At 73.1% G+C, this 16,036-nt stretch carries 13 protein-coding genes and 1 pseudogene; 9 read left to right on the top strand and 5 right to left on the bottom strand.

All coding sequences use genetic code 11. The features are described 5' to 3' along the window. Positions 1-41: 41 nt before the first annotated feature. Entirely contained in the window at positions 42-836 is a 795-nt protein-coding gene (locus IF129_RS05820) for a metal-dependent hydrolase (RefSeq protein ID WP_191208392.1), read from the bottom strand. 148 nt (positions 837-984) lie between these two features. On the opposite strand from IF129_RS05820, the gene IF129_RS05825 reads away from it, so the two are divergent. Both IF129_RS05825 and IF129_RS05830 read left to right on the top strand, forming a co-directional pair. After that, complete coding sequence (locus IF129_RS05825) at positions 985-3,498, top strand: DEAD/DEAH box helicase (protein WP_191208393.1); 2,514 nt, start codon at positions 985-987, stop codon at positions 3,496-3,498. Positions 3,499-3,588: 90 nt separating this feature from the next. Continuing rightward, positions 3,589-4,458, top strand: coding sequence for an acyl-CoA thioesterase (locus IF129_RS05830; RefSeq protein WP_191208394.1), 870 nt, complete (start codon positions 3,589-3,591; stop codon positions 4,456-4,458). Here IF129_RS05830 and IF129_RS27055 read toward each other — a convergent pair. Both IF129_RS27055 and IF129_RS05835 read right to left on the bottom strand, forming a co-directional pair. After that, complete coding sequence (locus tag IF129_RS27055; RefSeq protein WP_224754481.1) at positions 4,345-5,283, bottom strand: DUF6397 family protein; 939 nt, start codon at positions 5,281-5,283, stop codon at positions 4,345-4,347. The genes IF129_RS05830 and IF129_RS27055 overlap by 114 nt on opposite strands. A gap of 218 nt (positions 5,284-5,501) precedes the next feature. Then, on the bottom strand, positions 5,502-5,894 hold the full coding sequence (locus tag IF129_RS05835) for a roadblock/LC7 domain-containing protein (RefSeq protein WP_191208395.1): 393 nt from the start codon (positions 5,892-5,894) through the stop codon (positions 5,502-5,504). Positions 5,895-5,981: 87 nt separating this feature from the next. On the opposite strand from IF129_RS05835, the gene IF129_RS05840 reads away from it, so the two are divergent. Further along, the gene (locus IF129_RS05840) at positions 5,982-6,581 is read left to right on the top strand and encodes a methyltransferase domain-containing protein (protein ID WP_191208396.1); all 600 of its coding nucleotides are present in this window, start codon (positions 5,982-5,984) and stop codon (positions 6,579-6,581) included. A 94-nt stretch (positions 6,582-6,675) separates the two neighbouring features. Here the strand turns inward: IF129_RS05840 and IF129_RS05845 are convergent, their stop codons facing one another. Continuing rightward, positions 6,676-6,861, bottom strand: a complete 186-nt coding sequence (locus IF129_RS05845; protein ID WP_191208397.1) for a hypothetical protein — start codon at positions 6,859-6,861, stop codon at positions 6,676-6,678. A gap of 178 nt (positions 6,862-7,039) precedes the next feature. Here IF129_RS05845 and IF129_RS05850 point away from each other — a divergent pair. Then, positions 7,040-9,941 (top strand): annotated as a pseudogene (locus IF129_RS05850) (DEAD/DEAH box helicase). A 73-nt stretch (positions 9,942-10,014) separates the two neighbouring features. Here IF129_RS05850 and IF129_RS05855 read toward each other — a convergent pair. Then, complete coding sequence (locus IF129_RS05855) at positions 10,015-10,833, bottom strand: SGNH/GDSL hydrolase family protein (protein WP_191208398.1); 819 nt, start codon at positions 10,831-10,833, stop codon at positions 10,015-10,017. A gap of 379 nt (positions 10,834-11,212) precedes the next feature. On the opposite strand from IF129_RS05855, the gene IF129_RS05860 reads away from it, so the two are divergent. The 5 genes from IF129_RS05860 (at position 11,213) to IF129_RS05880 (ending at position 15,912) form a co-directional block, all read left to right on the top strand. Continuing rightward, positions 11,213-11,461 (top strand): SGM_3592 family protein, encoded by a 249-nt coding sequence (locus IF129_RS05860; protein ID WP_191208399.1) that lies wholly within the window; start codon positions 11,213-11,215, stop codon positions 11,459-11,461. A gap of 119 nt (positions 11,462-11,580) precedes the next feature. After that, a complete protein-coding gene (locus IF129_RS05865; protein WP_191208400.1) occupies positions 11,581-12,138 on the top strand; it encodes a hypothetical protein in 558 nt (185 codons plus the stop codon). 49 nt (positions 12,139-12,187) lie between these two features. Beyond that, complete coding sequence (locus IF129_RS05870; RefSeq protein WP_191208401.1) at positions 12,188-12,976, top strand: bestrophin-like domain; 789 nt, start codon at positions 12,188-12,190, stop codon at positions 12,974-12,976. 87 nt (positions 12,977-13,063) lie between these two features. Then, a complete protein-coding gene (locus IF129_RS05875; RefSeq protein ID WP_191208402.1) occupies positions 13,064-14,515 on the top strand; it encodes an acyl-CoA synthetase in 1,452 nt (483 codons plus the stop codon). Beyond that, positions 14,512-15,912, top strand: a complete 1,401-nt coding sequence (locus tag IF129_RS05880) for a carboxyl transferase domain-containing protein (RefSeq protein ID WP_191208403.1) — start codon at positions 14,512-14,514, stop codon at positions 15,910-15,912. Before IF129_RS05875 ends, IF129_RS05880 begins: the two co-directional genes overlap by 4 nt. Positions 15,913-16,036 lie beyond the last annotated feature (124 nt).

A 16,036-nucleotide genomic window follows, 5' to 3' on the forward strand; every position in this document is an offset into this window, starting at 1 on the left:
GAGCACCGCTCCGTCGCGGGGCGGCAGCCACGACCGGTCGGTCAGCCGAGGAGCCCCAGAGCGTAGACGGCGCCGCCCGCGCCGGCCACACCGAAGGCCGGCATGAGCACCTTGTTCTCGACCCAGTGGCCGGCGCGGAAGCGCATGAAGCGCGGTGTGCCCACGGGGTACCAGCGCCGGCCGCGGATGGACAGCGGCCACAGGACGGGGCACCCCGAGATGGTCAGCGCGTCTCCCACCGTGTGCACGACGGCACCCAGAACGATCGGCAGACCGAGCCACCAGTACTCCTGACCGGCTCCGCTGAACAGCCAGTCGGAACCGTTGCCCGGCTTGTCGAGGACGTTCGCCAGGATCCAGGCCACGGCCGCGCCCAGCAGCCACACCAGGATGTCGCTGGAGACCCGGGCCGCCCGCCACAGGAGCCCTTCAACGGCGAGGACCATGTGCACGAACAGGATCGCCAGGACCGCCCAGCGCCCACCGATCGCGGCGATGGCCGAGAAGCCGGTGCCGAGGAGTGCGGCCCACACCCAGGTGTGGGTCAGGGTGCGGTGGCCACCGGAACGGCGCCGCTCGCCCTTGCCCCGCGTGGCGTTGAACACCACCGTCGCGACCTGGTCGATGAGGATGGCCAGTCCTCGCGAGAAGGGCCCGAAGGCACGGGATATCGTCGCCGACTTCTGGTCCAGGTCCGGAGCCAGGGCCGCGCCCGCACAGATGAGCATGCCCGCCACCAGGACCGGCCAGGGCATCGGCCGGCCGACCGCGTGGGCGGCGGCGCCCGCACCCAGCCAGGCGGCCGCCCCCGACAGAGAGTGCGCCGGTCCCATCATGTCTGCCCCACCCCATCGCTGTACTGAGCACCACCGCCGTGGAACGGGCGGTACCCGGCCGGTCGCGGTGCGGGACAGCGTAGCCCCCGTTGATCTTGCGACTCCCGCCGGTTCCCCGGTTGGAGGTGCGGGAAGGCAGTATGGGGGTGTGACCCTCATCGATCAGCTGCCCAAGGACGCCGACCCCGATTCCCTCTTCGAGGCCTTCTCCACATGGAGCGAGGAGCGGGGTATCACCCTCTACCCGGCGCAGGAAGAAGCGCTGATCGAAGTGGTCTCGGGGGCGAACGTCATCCTCTCGACACCGACAGGGTCCGGCAAGTCGCTCGTGGCCGCCGGCGCGCACTTCGCCGCCCTGGCGCGGGACGAGGTCACCTTCTACACCGCACCCATCAAGGCGCTGGTGTCGGAGAAGTTCTTCGACCTGTGCAAGCTGTTCGGCACGGAGAACGTGGGGATGCTCACCGGTGACGCCTCGGTGAACGCGGACGCCCCGGTCATCTGCTGCACGGCCGAGGTGCTCGCCTCGATCGCGCTGCGGGACGGTAGGGAAGCGGACATCGGCCAGGTGGTGATGGACGAGTTCCACTTCTACGCGGAGCCGGACCGCGGGTGGGCGTGGCAGATTCCCCTGCTGGAGCTTCCGCAGGCTCAGTTCGTCCTGATGTCGGCGACACTGGGGGACGTCTCCCGCTTCGAGGGCGACCTCACCCGTCGCACCGGGCGGCCCACCGCGGTGGTCCGCTCGGCCACCCGGCCGGTGCCGCTCAGCTACGAGTACCGCACGACCGGCCTGACCGAGACGCTCACCGAGTTGCTGGAGACCCGTCAGGCCCCGGTGTACATCGTGCACTTCACGCAGGCCCAGGCGGTCGAACGGGCCCAGGCCCTGATGAGCATCAACATGTGCACCCGGGCGGAGAAGGACGAGATCGCCTCCGTCATCGGCAACTTCCGCTTCACGACGAAGTTCGGCCGGAACCTCTCGCGGTACGTGCGGCACGGCATCGGCGTCCACCACGCGGGCATGCTGCCCAAGTACCGCCGACTGGTGGAGCGGCTCGCACAGGCCGGGCTCCTGAAGGTCATCTGCGGAACCGACACGCTCGGTGTGGGCGTCAACGTCCCGATCCGCACGGTGCTGTTCACCGCCCTGACCAAGTACGACGGAAACCGTGTACGCACCCTGCGGGCCCGTGAGTTCCACCAGATCGCCGGACGCGCCGGGCGGGCGGGCTTCGACACGTCCGGGCTCGTGGTGGCGCAGGCCCCCGAGCACGTCATCGAGAACGAGAAGGCCCTGGCCAAGGCCGGGGACGACCCGAAGAAGCGGCGCAAGGTCGTGCGGAAGAAGGCGCCCGAGGGCTTCGTCAGTTGGGGCCAGAACACCTTCGAGAAGCTGATCGCCTCCGAACCGGAACCGCTGACCTCCCGGTTCCGCGTGACGCACGCGATGCTGCTGGCCGTCATCGCCAGACCGGGTGACGCCTTCACGGCCATGCGCAGGCTGCTGGAGGACAACCACGAGGACCGGAGGGCGCAGCTGCGCCACATCCGGCGGACGATCGCCATCTTCCGCTCGCTCCTGGACGCCGGCGTCGTCGAGCGGCTTCCTCAGCCCGACGCGCAGGGCCGTACCGTCCGGCTGACCGTCGACCTCCAGGAGAACTTCGCTCTCAACCAGCCGCTGTCCACCTTCGCGTTGGCCGCCTTCGACCTGCTGGAGCCGGAGTCCCCCTCCTACGCGCTCGACATGGTCTCGGTCGTGGAGTCGACCCTGGACGATCCCCGGCAGATCCTCGCCGCCCAGCAGAACAAGGCCAAGGGGGAGGCCGTCGCCGCCATGAAGGCCGAGGGCGTGGAGTACGAGGAGCGGATGGAGCGGCTGATGGACGTCAGCTACCCCCGGCCCCTGGAGGAGCTGCTGCTGCACGCCTACGGGCTCTACCGCGCGTCGCACCCGTGGGTGGGCGACCACCCGCTGTCCCCGAAGTCGGTGATCCGGGACATGTACGAACGCGCCATGACCTTCAGCGAGTTCGTCTCCTTCTACGAGCTGGCCCGCACCGAGGGCATCGTCCTCCGTTACGTGGCCGGCGCCTACAAGGCGCTTCAGCACACGGTGCCGGACGACCTCAAGTCCGAGGACTTCCAGGACATCGTGGAGTGGCTCGGCGAGATGGTGCGGCAGGTGGACTCCAGCCTCCTCGACGAGTGGGAGCAGTTGGCGAACCCGGCCGACGAGACCCCCGAGGAGGCGCAGGAACGGGCCGACCACGTGCGCCCCGTCACAGCGAACGGGCGGGCCTTCCGCGTGCTCGTGCGCAACGCCATGTTCCGCCGTGTGGAACTGGCGGCGCTCGACCGGGTGGACGAGCTCGGTGAACTGGACGCCGAAGCGGGCTGGGACGCGGCGGCCTGGTCGGACGCCCTGGACGCCTACTTCGAGGAGTACGAGGAGCTCGGGACGGGACCGGACGCCCGGGGCCCGCAACTTCTGCGCGTGGAGGAGGTGCCCGAGGACGGCCTGTGGCGCGTCCGCCAGACGTTCGCGGATCCGCGGGGCGACCATGACTGGGGCATCTCGGCCGAGGTCGACCTGACGGCTTCCGACGCGGAGGGCCGCGCGGTCGTCAAGGTGACGGCCGTCGGCGCGCTGTGACGCCGACCCCGGCACCGTGGCCGTGCGCATGCCCGCGAGTGCGTCGGCCGCCGCAGCGGTGACCGGCCGTGTGAGCAGAAGGGAAGCACCATGAGCGAGAGCCCGGCGGAACGGTTGGTCGATCTCCTCGGCCTGGAGCGGATCGAGGTGGACATCTTCCGCGGTGACAGTCCGCAGGAGCACCTCCAGAGGGTCTTCGGCGGGCAGGTGGCCGGGCAGGCCCTCGTGGCCGCCGGCCGCACGACGGACGGCGAGCGCCCGGTGCACTCCCTGCACGCCTACTTTCTGCGGCCCGGCGTGCCCGGGGTGCCCATCGTGTACCAGGTCGAGCGGGTTCGGGACGGACGTTCGTTCACCACTCGGAGAGTGGTCGCGGTGCAGCAGGGCAAGACGATCTTTCATCTGACGGCTTCCTTTCACAGGCCCGAGCCGGGCATCGAGCATCAGCTGCCGCTTCGTGAGGTTCCCCGGCCGGAGAACCTGCCGAGGCTGGCCGACGAGCTGAGGGAGCACCTCGGGGAGCTGCCCGAGGCACTGGAGCGCATGGCCCGTCGGCAGCCGTTCGACATCCGGTACGTCGACCGACTGCGCTGGACCGAGGACGAGGTGCGCGGCGCGGAACCGCGCAGCGCGGTGTGGATGCGCGCGGTGGGCCCGCTGGGCGACGACCCCCTCGTGCACACGTGCGCGTTGGCCTACGCCAGCGACATGATGCTGCTGGACGCGGTGCGGGTGCCCGTGGAACCGCTCTGGGGCCCGCGGGGCTTCGACATGGCCTCGCTCGACCACGCCATGTGGTTTCACCGCCCCTTCCGGACCGATGAGTGGTTCCTCTACGACCAGGAGTCACCCATCGCGACCGGCGGGCGCGGGCTGGCCAGGGGGCGGATCTACGACCGCGAGGGCAGGCTGCTGGTGTCGGTGGTCCAGGAGGGGCTCTTCCGCCCCCACCGGGGCTGAGGGGCTGCCGCTCTCCGCGGCACGGGCCCGGGCCAGTTCCAGCGCCAGATTCAACCGGTGCCAGCGCACCTCGTCGGGCGACCGGGCCACGAACATCTCCCCGGCGACCGCCCGCAGCGAGGGTGAGGCGGAGCGCCCCGGCACCAACGGAGGCCGGAGGGCCGAAAGGAGACGCCGTTCGGCCGGGTCCGGCACGGCCTCCTCCAACGCCTCCGGGGAGAGAACCGCGCCGTGAACGGCTGCGGCGCTCCAGGGCCCCTCCGCCTGACGCAGGAACTGCCCCACCCGCCGGCCCCGCCACCATCGCGGTCGCCAGTCGGCGCCTTCGGCCACCACATCCCGTACCGTGCGGGGAAGGGCACCGTGCAGGAGACCGGGCTGTCGGGTGGCGAACTGCTCCAGCTCGATGGTCCGATACAGCCAGACCGGTCTGCGGTAGCGGTTGACCGTGAGGCGCACGGGACCGACGCACCCCGCACGAGCGAGCCGGGTGAAGCGAGCTGCCGTGACACCCAGCCGAGCGGCCCCCTCGCCGGCTCCCACCAAGTGGAGCCTTGCGTGCAACGCCTCGGGGAAGCCGGGTTGGACGCGCAGCCGGAGCACCTCGCTCCGCGGCACCCGGCGGCGACCCCCGGGACGGGCGGGCGGCACCGTACGCACCTCCCCCAGTTCCACGGCGAGCTCGAACTCACGGGGCGCGAGACGCAACTCCCGTGCGGCTTCCTCGCCGGACACACTCGTGGCCGCCTTCCGCCCCTCGCACGGGGCCGCCCCGCGCCCCAGGCGTCGGAAGGGAACGTCGAGCCGGTCGACACACACTGACATGGCGGTCCTCCGCTGTTGTCCGATCACGGTGTGTCACCACCGTAGGTCGGTCCGGAGCGCCCGGTGCCCACTGTGGAAATCCAGGCAGAAGCCCTGTTCAGGATGGGACAGAATCGCCCGTCACGGCCGACCACGCCGCCGATCGCACCGTCGACCACACGACCGACCACACCATCGGCGTCCCCGCCACGACCGCGCCCCCCGCTGCGCCCGCCGCCTCACCGGTGGCCACGCGCGGCGACCGCCAGATGCTCCCCGACGCGGTTGACCAACAGGGTCATCTCGTAGGCGACCAGACCGACGTCGGCCTGGGCGGTGGTCAGCACGCACAGGCAGCTACCGTGCCCGGCCGGGGTCACGAACAGGATGCCGTCGTCGAACTCGATCATCGTCTGCCGCACCTGGCCTGCGGCGAAGTGATGACCGGCCCCCTTGGCCAGGCTGTGCAGCCCCGATGCCACAGCGGCGAGCCGGTCGGCCTCCTGTCCCGGAATCGCCTGGCTGGCCCCCGTCACCAACCCGTCCGTGGACAGAACCAGTGCGTGCCGCACCGTGGGAACCCGCTTGGTCACGTCCTCCAGCAGCCAGTCGAGCTGCGCGCGCAGAGCCATCCCTACCCCCTTCGTCGTGGCACCCCTACCCATGCCGCCGCCACCCCAACACGGTCCCGCGCCCCTGCGATGCGTGACGATGAGCGCATGACGCAGTACGACGCAGGCGACGTCCGCGCCTTCTTCACCGAGCGGGCGGCGGGATGGGACGCCCGCTTCCCGGACGACGGCCCGGCCTGTTCCGGCGCCGTGGCGGCCCTGCGGCTCCGCGGCGGCGACCGGGTCCTCGACGCCGGGTGCGGAACCGGCCGAGCCCTGCCGCTCCTGCGTGCCGCCGTGGGCCCCGAGGGAGCGGTCCTGGGCGTGGACATCACCCCGGCCATGCTCGCCGAGGCGTCAGCCGCCGGCCGGGACCGGTCGGGCGGCCTGGTGCTGGCCGACGCCGAACGGCTGCCGCTGCGGGACGGCGCGCTGGACGCGGTGCTCGCGGCAGGGCTCCTGACACACCTGTCCGACCCGGCCGCCGGCTTGGCGGAGCTGGCACGCGTCACGGCCCCGGGAGGACGCCTGGCCCTGTTCCACCCCGTGGGCCGAGCGGTCCTGGCCGCCCGCCACGGCAGGGTCCCGACGCCGGACGACCCGCGGGCCGAGCCCAGACTGCGTGCGCTACTGCGGGCCGCCGGTTGGCGCCTGGTGTCCTACGTCGACGAGGACGCCCGCTTTCTCGCCCTCGCCGAGCGCTCCTGAACCCCGCCCCGCACCGCGAGCACCACCGACGCCTGCGAGCCGCCCCCGCACACCCGAGCCCGCCCGGCCTGCCGAGGGAGGAGGGAGCAGCCCGCTACCTGCCCAGCTCCCGGCGATTGACGCGACGCAGCCGCCGGCGCTGGGAGGGGTCCAGTGCCAGGTAGGCCACCGCCGGGACCCCCACCACGATCAGCAGCACGGCCCACAGGGGCAACCCCACCAACAGCAGCAGAAGGCCGACGGCGACCCCGCCAACCGCGACTTTCGCTCGTGTGCTCATGTCTCTTCGCCTCCTCAGCGCAGGCGGACGGTCCGGCCGCCTGCCTACTAGAACGCGGTCGCCGCGCATCGCGTTCCCCCGCCCGCTCAGGGGCCGTGGTGGGAGCGGACCGCGCGGCCGCCCGTACCGCCCGTGTTGTAGCGTCTACCACCCGAACGTACTCGTGTCGGAGGCGAGAATGGGCTCCGCTGCCTCCGTCGTCCGCTCCCGGGTGACCTCCCTGCGCGGTTGCGCGGTCTCCTTCCTTGCCGCCGATCCCCCGCTGAAGTCGGCCGTCGCCTTCTGGCGACCGGACGGCTCCGCCCCGGACGGGTCTGAGCCGAGCGACCTGGCCGAGCTGACGGTCGCCCTCCCCGAGGCGGACGGCACCCTCGCGTTCCGGTCCGTACCCGCTCTCCTGCTCAGCGCCGCCGAGGCCCTGCCGGTCCTCACCCGGGCGCGTGCCGGGACTGCGGCCCACCGGGAGGGGGACGACCCGGCCCGGTCCTCCGCCGCCTTCTGGGGGGCCGCGGCTCTGCTGGCGCTCCAAGTCGCCGCCCGGGGGCGGTCGCTGCCGGACGGCGACGCGCGGACGCACGACGCCCGGCCGATCAGGCCGCCCGACGCCCGCAGGCTGCGGGAACTGGCCGCCACGATGCCGTCCTGTGCCCGCGCGGCCCCGTGCCCGCCCGACGGAGGCCCCTCGCTCCTTCCCGAGCCGCTGCCGTTGCTTCGGGCGTTCCTGGACGCCGTCGCCGAGGGCCTGGTCCGCCCGCACGCCGCCGCCCCGGCCGCGCGTGGCCCGCTCCCCTCCGCCCGCGCTGCACGGCGGGCCCGCGAACGCGGGGCGCGGGCCACCGGCGCGGCGGCCCGGCACACGCCCGGAATCCGCCTGTCCCTGCGCGTCGAGGCACCCACGGAGGGCGACGGCGAGGAGGGCGGAGCCCGCTGCCGCGCGGTGCTCCAGGTGCACGGCCACGAGGGGCCCGCGGTCGTGGCCGACACCGCGGACGTGTGGGCGGGCAGGCAAGCGGCGCGCGGCTTCGGCCCGCACGCGCGGAGGGACCTCCGGCCGGCCCTGCGTCGGGCGGTCGCCGCCTGGGAGCCGCTGGCACCCCTGCTCCACGGCCCGGTCCCGGATGCCGTCGAGCTGACCGACGAGGACGTCACCGGGCTGCTCTCCCCCGCCGTCGGGCGCTCTCTCGCCGCTGCCGGGGTCGACGTGCACTGGCCGCGTGACCTGGTACGTCCGGTCACCCCGAGGCGTCATCGAGCCCCGGGAGACGTCGGCGGCCTCCGGGCCCGGCGGTCCCCTCCTCTCCTCCGGGTCGTGGTACGCGTTCCGCTGGCGTGTCGCCGTCGGCGACCAGGAGCTGACCCGGGCGGAGCTGGACGCGCTGGCAGAGTCCCGACGGCCGCTGGTGCGGCTGCGCGACCGTTGGGTGGTGCTGGACCTCGACGAGATCCGGCGCCGGGCGGGTCACCGGGGCCGGGCCATGGGGGCCGCCGAGGCACTCGGAAGCGTGCTGGCCGGTTCCGTGGAGGAGTCCGGGGAGCGGGTGGAGGTCCGGGCGGACGGAGCTCTGGAGGACCTGCGGGCCCGCCTTTCCGCCCCGGAGCACGTGCCTTCCGGTGCCACCGAACCGCCCCAGCCTCCGGGCCTGGCCGCTACGCTGCGCGACTACCAGCTGCTCGGGTTCCGCTGGCTGCACCGCATGACGGCGCTCGGTCTCGGGGTGTGCCTGGCCGACGACATGGGCCTCGGCAAGACCGTGACACTGATCGCCCTCCACCTGCACCGGCACACGCCGCCCGGCACGGCCGGGGCGACGCTCGTGGTGTGCCCCGCCTCCGTGCTCGGCACCTGGGAGCGTGAGATCAGGAGGTTCGCGCCGCACGTTCCCGTCCGCCGTCACCACGGACGTGAGCGGAACCTGGAGGGGGTGCGTGACGGCGAGTTCGTCCTGACGACGTACGGCACGTTGCGGCGGGACGCGGCGCGGCTGACGGCCGCCGGTCCCTGGTCACTCGTCGTCGCCGACGAGGCCCAGCACGTGAAGAACCCCTTCTCCCGCACGGCGCGGGCGCTGCGCGCGGTGCCGTCGGCCGCCCGTGTCGCCCTGACCGGTACCCCGGTGGAGAACAACCTCTCCGAGCTGTGGGCCGTCCTGGACTGGACGACCCCGGGGCTGCTGGGTCCGCTGCCCGCCTTCCGGCACCGCTACGCGGACGCGGTGGAGGGGCGCCGGGACCCCGCGACCACCGCCGCGCTGGCCCGGGTGGTGCGGCCGTTCCTGCTGCGGCGCCGGAAGTCGGACCCCGGCATCGCCCCGGAGCTGCCGCGCAGGACGGAGACGGACCACGCGGTGCCCCTGACCGCCGAGCAGGCGGGCCTGTACGAGGCCGCCGTGCGGGAGGGGCTGGCGTCCGTCTCCGGCACCCGCGGCATGGCGCGGCGGGGGCTCGTGGTGAAGCTGCTGACCTCGCTCAAGCAGATCTGCAACCATCCCGCGCAGTACCTCAAGGAGGAGCCCGGCCGCACCACCGACGGGAGCGGACGGCTCGCCGGCCGGTCGGGGAAGCTGGAGTTCTTCGACGAACTCCTCGACACCGTCCTCGCACAGGGCGCGGCGACCCTCGTCTTCACCCAGTACGTGCGGATGGCCCGGCTGCTCCGGGACCACCTGACGTCCCGGGGCGTGCCTGTACTGCTCCTGCACGGCGGCACCCCGGTGGCGCGGCGGGAGGAGATGGTCCGACGCTTCCAGGACGGTGAGGTGCCCGTCTTCCTGCTGTCGCTCAAGGCCGCGGGTACCGGGCTGAACCTCACGCGGGCCGAGCACGTGGTGCACTTCGACCGCTGGTGGAACCCGGCGGTCGAGACCCAGGCCACCGACCGGGCGTACCGGATCGGTCAGACGCGGCCCGTGCAGGTCCACCGGTTGGTCACCGAGGGCACGGTCGAGGACCGTGTCGCGGAGCTGCTCGAACGCAAGCGGAGCCTGGCCGACGCCGTGCTCGGGGACGGAGAGGGCGCGCTGACCGAACTCTCCGACGCCGAACTGGCGGGCCTCGTCGCGCTGCGTGGCGGCGGCGCGTGACGTGCGAGGGCGGTGCGGCCCCGATGGTGTCGGGGCCGCACCGCGACGACGGGCGTTCCGCGGTGCTCCGGTGTCAGGCCAGGTTCTCCATCACCGGGTAGTAGCCGCCGGACTGGCCGGCCGCGGTCGGGTGGTAGGAGTCGCCGATCGGCCACGTGACACTGTGCAGCCAGGGCGCGGACGAGCAGATCTCGTGTCCGGTGAAGGTGCCGCGGACGTCGCCGTACGTGAAGCCGTGGTCGGCGGCGCGCTTACCGGTGACCTCGCTCAGGTCGTCGGAGGCCGCGTTGATGGCCGCGCGTGACCGCTCGCTGATGCCGAACCAGCAACTTCCGTTGAGCTGGTACATCCGCGGGTAACCGAGCACGACGACCCGTGCGTTGGGGGCCTTGGCCCGGATGGCGTCGTACGCCGCGTCGAGGCGGGCCGGGAGGGTGTTGTTGATGTAGGAGCGGGCCTGTCCGACCCGTGCGACGCAGGCGCTCTCGCCCTCCAGCACACAGGTGGTCATGGCGTCGGCGAAGCCCGCGTCGTTGCCGCCGATCGAGATGCTGACGAGGGTCGTGGAGGAGTTGAGCGGGCCGAGCTGGTTGTTGATCACGTCCTGGGTGCGCGCACCCGAGCAGGCGGTGAAGGAGAAGGACGTGGGGGCGTTGGCGTTGCGCCACAGGTGGGGATAGGCACGGGTGCTGCGCTTGCAGTCGCCCGCCTCGTAGCTGCCGGCACCGACGCCGGAGGAGTAGGAATCGCCGAGGGCGACGTAGTTGACGGTGGCTTCCTGGGCGGTGGCGGTGGCTCCGCTCAAGCCGGTGAGAGCGAGGAGCGCTGCCACGGTGGCCGAAACGGACGCGAATCTGGACAGTCTCACAGAACCTCCCGTGGGGGGGGACATGGAGGAACGCCTGTGGCATCCGTCGTAGCAGCGCACAACCCGTTCGAGAAGTGTCCATGCCAAAAGTCATGTGCTCTTTCCCTGCCTGAACGACAGAAGATGCCGCACGTACCGGCACACACGGGGAAAATGACGGCGCGTCACCCGATGGAGCGACAGAACCCGGCACCGGGCGACCACACGGCAGCAGAGTCGATCGCACGGAGAGGGGACCGACTCGACGCCGAACCGGACTCCTCCCACCCCCACCGCCCTCACACAGGGCAACCAGGAGCGACCGAGGGTGGTCACCGTGCCCCATCGGAGACTTCGGGAATGTTCCGCGCGCCCCGCACGTTGTAGAAGGATCCGGAGGCGATCCGTCGGACGGGAGGCTGCCGTGGAGCCCGAGCCGCAGGACAGGGACGAGAGCCGCGGGGACGAGTGGGACGATCTGGAGTTCGACGAGCGCTTCATCCGAGACGCTCAGGTGCGCGAGCCCGCCGCCCGCACACGCATGCTGAGGGAACGGTGGAAGAACAGCCCTCCCGAGCCCACACCCTGGCGGGCCGACGAACCGCCGGCGGGATGGTTCTTCAGCCGCGGGCGACGGAAGCAGCGCAAGCGCCGCAGGCGCCGTGAGGAGTAGTCGCCCAACGGCCGCCCCGGTGCGGTGGCCGGTAACCCTTCTGCGCTGATTTTCATCAGATCCGGGGATTTCACTCACTCGGAGCAGCACGCCGGTGGGGCAACGCGCACGATCACCCCATGGGAGATCTTCGGGACCGCACCGGCGTCGCGGCACTCGCCCTCGGGCTGCTGCTGTGGAGCAGCGCCTCATCGGCCTCGGCGCTGACTCCCCTCGACTCCTGCGCCTTCGCGGGCGGTGACCACTCGGTGCGCGACCTGGCGGAACGAGCACGGGCCGGTGAGTCCATCGAGAGCCTGTGCCGCTCGGTGGGACCCCCTGCCCCACCGGCCGAACCCGCGCCGCCTCCGCCCGTTCCGGAACCGCCGCCCGCACCGCCGCCACCGCCGCCTCCGCCGCCACCCCCTCCGCCACCTGCGGCTCCGGAACCCCCGCCCGCCCCACCGCCCGCGCCTGTGCCCGAGCCGGAGCCGGAGCCGGAGGCCATCACGACCCCCTCTGCCGCTCCGGAGCCCGAGCGACAGATCGTCGCGCCCCCGTACGCCTCAGCGGCCCGTGAACTGCCCGAGCCCAGCCTGTCCACGACGAGCCGGATGTTGCTGATCGTCGCCCCCGCCGTCCTGGCCGCGGCCGCCCTGCGCCCGCGCTCCGGCACCCCGGCCCCCCGCTCCGAGTAGTCCCGGCCCCGGCGTCCGTCCGGTCCCGCCCCGTCCCCCTGGAGTTTCCTTGTCCGCTTGGCTGTTGCTCGCACTGGCCATGACCTCGTCCTGTGCCCTCGTCCTCGCCGGTGTCGTGATCTGGCAGCGCGGCCGTGAACGCCGGGCCGGACCGGAGGAGCAGCCGGAGGACGCCTCCCAGACGCCCGACGTGATCGAGTACCTGATCATGATGATCGGAGTCGTGTACGCGATCGTGCTGGGCCTGGCCATCGCGGGCGTCTGGGAGGCCCGCGACGGGGCGACGGAGTGGGTGCGGCTGGAGGCACAGGCGCTGCACGAGGTCCACGAGCGCGTCGAGGCGTACCCGGACCCGGTCCGCGACCGGGTGCGCTCCGACGTGGACGCCTACGTCGCGTACACCGTCGGCACGGAGTGGCCGCGGATGAACGCCCAGGGCGAACTCACCGAGAGAGGCGACGCGTTGTTCCACCGTGTGCGCACCGGAGTCGCCGCGTTCGAACCCGGCACGACGCTGGAGTCGCACGCCTACCCCGGCCTCGTCGACCAGGTGGCGGCCGCCGACGAGGCACGGACCGCGCGGGGCCAGAGCGCGGGGTCGACGATGCCGGGCGTGGTGTGGTTCGGCCTCATCGCCGGAGCCCTGGTGGTCGTCGGCATGGTCTTCGCCCTCCAGATCGGCCGTACGGCGCGCGAGTTGCTCCTGGCCGGCCTCTTCAGCGCCCTGATCGCCTTCCTGCTCTTCCTGATCTGGCACTTCGACGCTCCGTACGCGCGCGGCGTCGCCGACGCCACCGAACCGTTCACCACGCTCCTCCCGCAGGCCTTCCCACGCTGATCACACCGGGCACCGCCCGCCCTTGCCGCACGACGGCCGTCGCTGATGAGATCGTGATCCAGGAGATCACCCAGCGAAGGAGCCCGCGTGTCTGCCCTGTTTCCCGCGCTCGGCAAGGAATCGGCCGCACCGGCCCTGTGCTTCGGCGACGAGGTCATCGGCTACCCGAGGCTGCGCGAGGCCGCGGGCTCGCTCGCCGCGGAGCTGGCCGGACGCGACCGGGTGGCCGTGTGGGCGACGCCGACACCCACCACGGTGGTCGGCGTGGTGGCGGCCGTACTCGCGGGCGTTCCCGTGGTGCCGCTGAATCCGCGCAGCGGCGAGCGCGAGCTGGCCCACGTCCTGGCGGACTGCGCCCCGGACCTCCTCCTCACCGGGCCGGGGGACGAGCTGCCGGAGGTGGCGGCGGGCCAGGAGCGGCTGACGGTCGTCACCGAGCGGCCCGAGGGCGGCGCCCCGGTGCCCGCCGCCCTGGAGCCCGGCCGGGACGACCGCGCCGCGCTCATCGTCTACACCTCGGGGACCACCGGTGCTCCCAAGGGCGTGGTGCTGTCCCGCCGCGCGATCGCGGCCACGCTGGACGACGTCGCCGAGGTCTGGCGGTGGACGGACGAGGACGTCCTGGTGCACGCCCTGCCGCTGTTCCACGTGCACGGCCTGGTCCTCGGTGCGCTCGGGCCGCTGCGCCGGGGCGGGACCGTCCGCCACCTGGGCCGGTTCTCCGTCGAGGGGGTCACACGGGCCCTGACCGAGCAGGGCGGCACCATGGTGTTCGGGGTTCCCACGATGTACCACCGGCTCGCCGAGGCGGCCGGGGAGGACGCCGTGGTGGCCTCGGCGCTGCGGGGCGCACGGCTGCTGGTCTCCGGTTCGGCCGCGCTCCCGCCGCGCGACCACGAGCGGATCCGGGCCGCCGCCGGAGCGCGGGTGATCGAGCGCTACGGCATGACGGAGACGCTCATGAACACGAGCACCCGCGTGGACGGACCGTCCCGGCCCGGCACGGTCGGCGTGCCGCTGCCCGGGGTGGACGTACGGCTCGTGGACGAGCGGGGCGAGCGGATCGAGGGCGGTGACGGAGAGACCGTCGGGGAGCTGCAGGTGCGCGGCCCCAGCCTCTTCACGGAGTACCTGAACCGCCCGGACGCGACGGCGGAGGCCTTCGACGGCGGCTGGTTCCGCACCGGCGACATGGCGACGCGTGACGCTGAGGGCTACTACCGCATCGTCGGCCGTAGTTCGACGGACGTCATCAAGAGCGGCGGCTACAAGATCGGCGCCGGGGAGATCGAGAACGTCCTGCTCGAGTGTGCGGGCGTCCGCGAAGCGGCGGTGACGGGCGAACCCGACCCCGACCTCGGGGAGCGTGTCGTCGCCTGGATCGTCCCGGTGGACGGGGCCGCCCCGCCCGACGCGGACCGCCTCGCCGAGGAGGTCTCCGCGCAGCTGTCACCCCACAAGCGGCCTCGCGTGGTCCGCTTCGTCGCGGAGCTGCCGCGCAACGACATGGGGAAGGTCATGAAGCGGGAGCTCGGGTGAGCCGCCGGGAGGGTTCCGCGTCCGCGCGGGCCGCACTCGCCCTGGTCACGGACGACTTCCGCGCGTTCGACGTCCCGCCGGGTGGCTCCGGGGACGTGTCCGGCGCACGGTCCGGACCGGCGGCTCCCCGGGACGACGGTCCGCTGGGCTGGGCCGGCTACGGCCAGGCGCTGGCTCGCGCCCGGGACCGGACCGGGGAGCAGGAGGCGGTCGTCTGCGGGACCGGCCGCGTGGGCGGGGTCCAGGCGGTGCTGATCTCCTTCGACTTCGGGTTTCTGGGGGGTTCGCTCGGCCAGCGGACCGGTGACCTCCTGGAACACGCTCACGTCCGGGCACGCGCCCTGGGATTGCCCGTCGTCTCCCTCATCGCCACCGGCGGCAGCCGGATGCAGGAGGGCATGCGCGCCCTGAGCCAGCTCCACCGCGTGGCACGGCAGTCGGCGCTGACCCGCGCGGACGGGCTGGCCCAGGTGGCGGTCGTCCGGGATCCGGCGACGGGCGGAGGCTGGGCGACGCTGGGCGCGGGCGCCGACGTCGTCCTGGCCCTTCCCGGCGCACAGGTGGGGTTCGCCGGATCCCGCGTACGTCCCGCCGACGCGGACCCCGCGGCGTACAGCGCGGAGGGGCAGCGTGCCACCGGGCACGTGGACGGCATCGTGGCACCGGGGGACCTGCGGACGGCCGTGGGCCGCTGGCTGGGTCTGTTGACCCGGCCGGCGGCGGGGCCCGCCCGGCCCCCGGCGGCGCTCGGTGACGCGCGTCTCCCGGCCAGCGGCTGGGCCGCGGTGCGCGGGGCGCGCGCCGCCCGTCGTCCCCGGGCGGACGCGTATCTCGACGCCCACTTCGGCGTGCGCGAGGAGCTGAGCGGGGACCGGTGCGGCGGGGTGGACGCGGGCGTGCGCTGCGGGTTCGGGGAGCGCTCCGGACGGACGGTGGCGTACGCGGCCCAGTTGGGCACGCCCACGCGTCCGGCGGGCTTCCGGACGGTGGCCCGGCTCATCCGGCTCGCGGGACGCCTGGGGACGCCGGTGCTGACACTGGTGGACACGCCGGGTGCCGCCAACGACGCGGCGGCCGAGCGGGCGGGGGCGGGGCCGGCGATCGCCGAGTGCTTCGCCGCCGTGGCCGAGTCCCCCGTGCCGGTGACGACGCTGGTCATCGGTCAGGGCGGCTCGGGCGGCGCTCTGGCGCTGGCGGCACCCGGCCGGACCTGGGTCACGCCGGACAGCTACTTCTCGGTGATCGGGCCCGAGTGGGCGGCGGCCATCCTCAAACGGTCCCCGGCGGAGGTGCCCAGGACGGCGGACGAGCTGCGCGTCCGGCCGCAGGACCTGGTGGCCCTGGGCGTCGTGGAAGGCATCGTCAGCACCCAGCCGCCCCCGGGCGAGGTGCCCTGAGCGGGTCGACCGGACACCGGACGTTCAGCATTTCGTCCCGTCAGCTTGACCTGCACCTTGGTCTATGCCAATCCTTGCGTCTGCCTCCCCCCACGGAGAACTGTTCACGCATCGCCCCGGCACG

Origin of the sequence: Streptomyces chumphonensis, assembly GCF_014779715.1 — a bacterium.
GTDB classification, from domain to species: domain Bacteria; phylum Actinomycetota; class Actinomycetes; order Streptomycetales; family Streptomycetaceae; genus Streptomyces; species Streptomyces chumphonensis.

Coding starts and splice junctions, on each gene's coding strand:
- IF129_RS05855 (WP_191208398.1), bottom strand. CDS start 10,833: ATGTCCCCCCCCACGGGAGGTTCTGTGAGACTGTCCAGATTCGCGTCC.
- IF129_RS05840 (WP_191208396.1), top strand. CDS start 5,982: ATGACGCAGTACGACGCAGGCGACGTCCGCGCCTTCTTCACCGAGCGG.
- IF129_RS05830 (WP_191208394.1), top strand. CDS start 3,589: ATGAGCGAGAGCCCGGCGGAACGGTTGGTCGATCTCCTCGGCCTGGAG.
- IF129_RS05865 (WP_191208400.1), top strand. CDS start 11,581: ATGGGAGATCTTCGGGACCGCACCGGCGTCGCGGCACTCGCCCTCGGG.
- IF129_RS05835 (WP_191208395.1), bottom strand. CDS start 5,894: ATGGCTCTGCGCGCGCAGCTCGACTGGCTGCTGGAGGACGTGACCAAG.
- IF129_RS05820 (WP_191208392.1), bottom strand. CDS start 836: ATGATGGGACCGGCGCACTCTCTGTCGGGGGCGGCCGCCTGGCTGGGT.
- IF129_RS27055 (WP_224754481.1), bottom strand. CDS start 5,283: ATGTCAGTGTGTGTCGACCGGCTCGACGTTCCCTTCCGACGCCTGGGG.
- IF129_RS05845 (WP_191208397.1), bottom strand. CDS start 6,861: ATGAGCACACGAGCGAAAGTCGCGGTTGGCGGGGTCGCCGTCGGCCTT.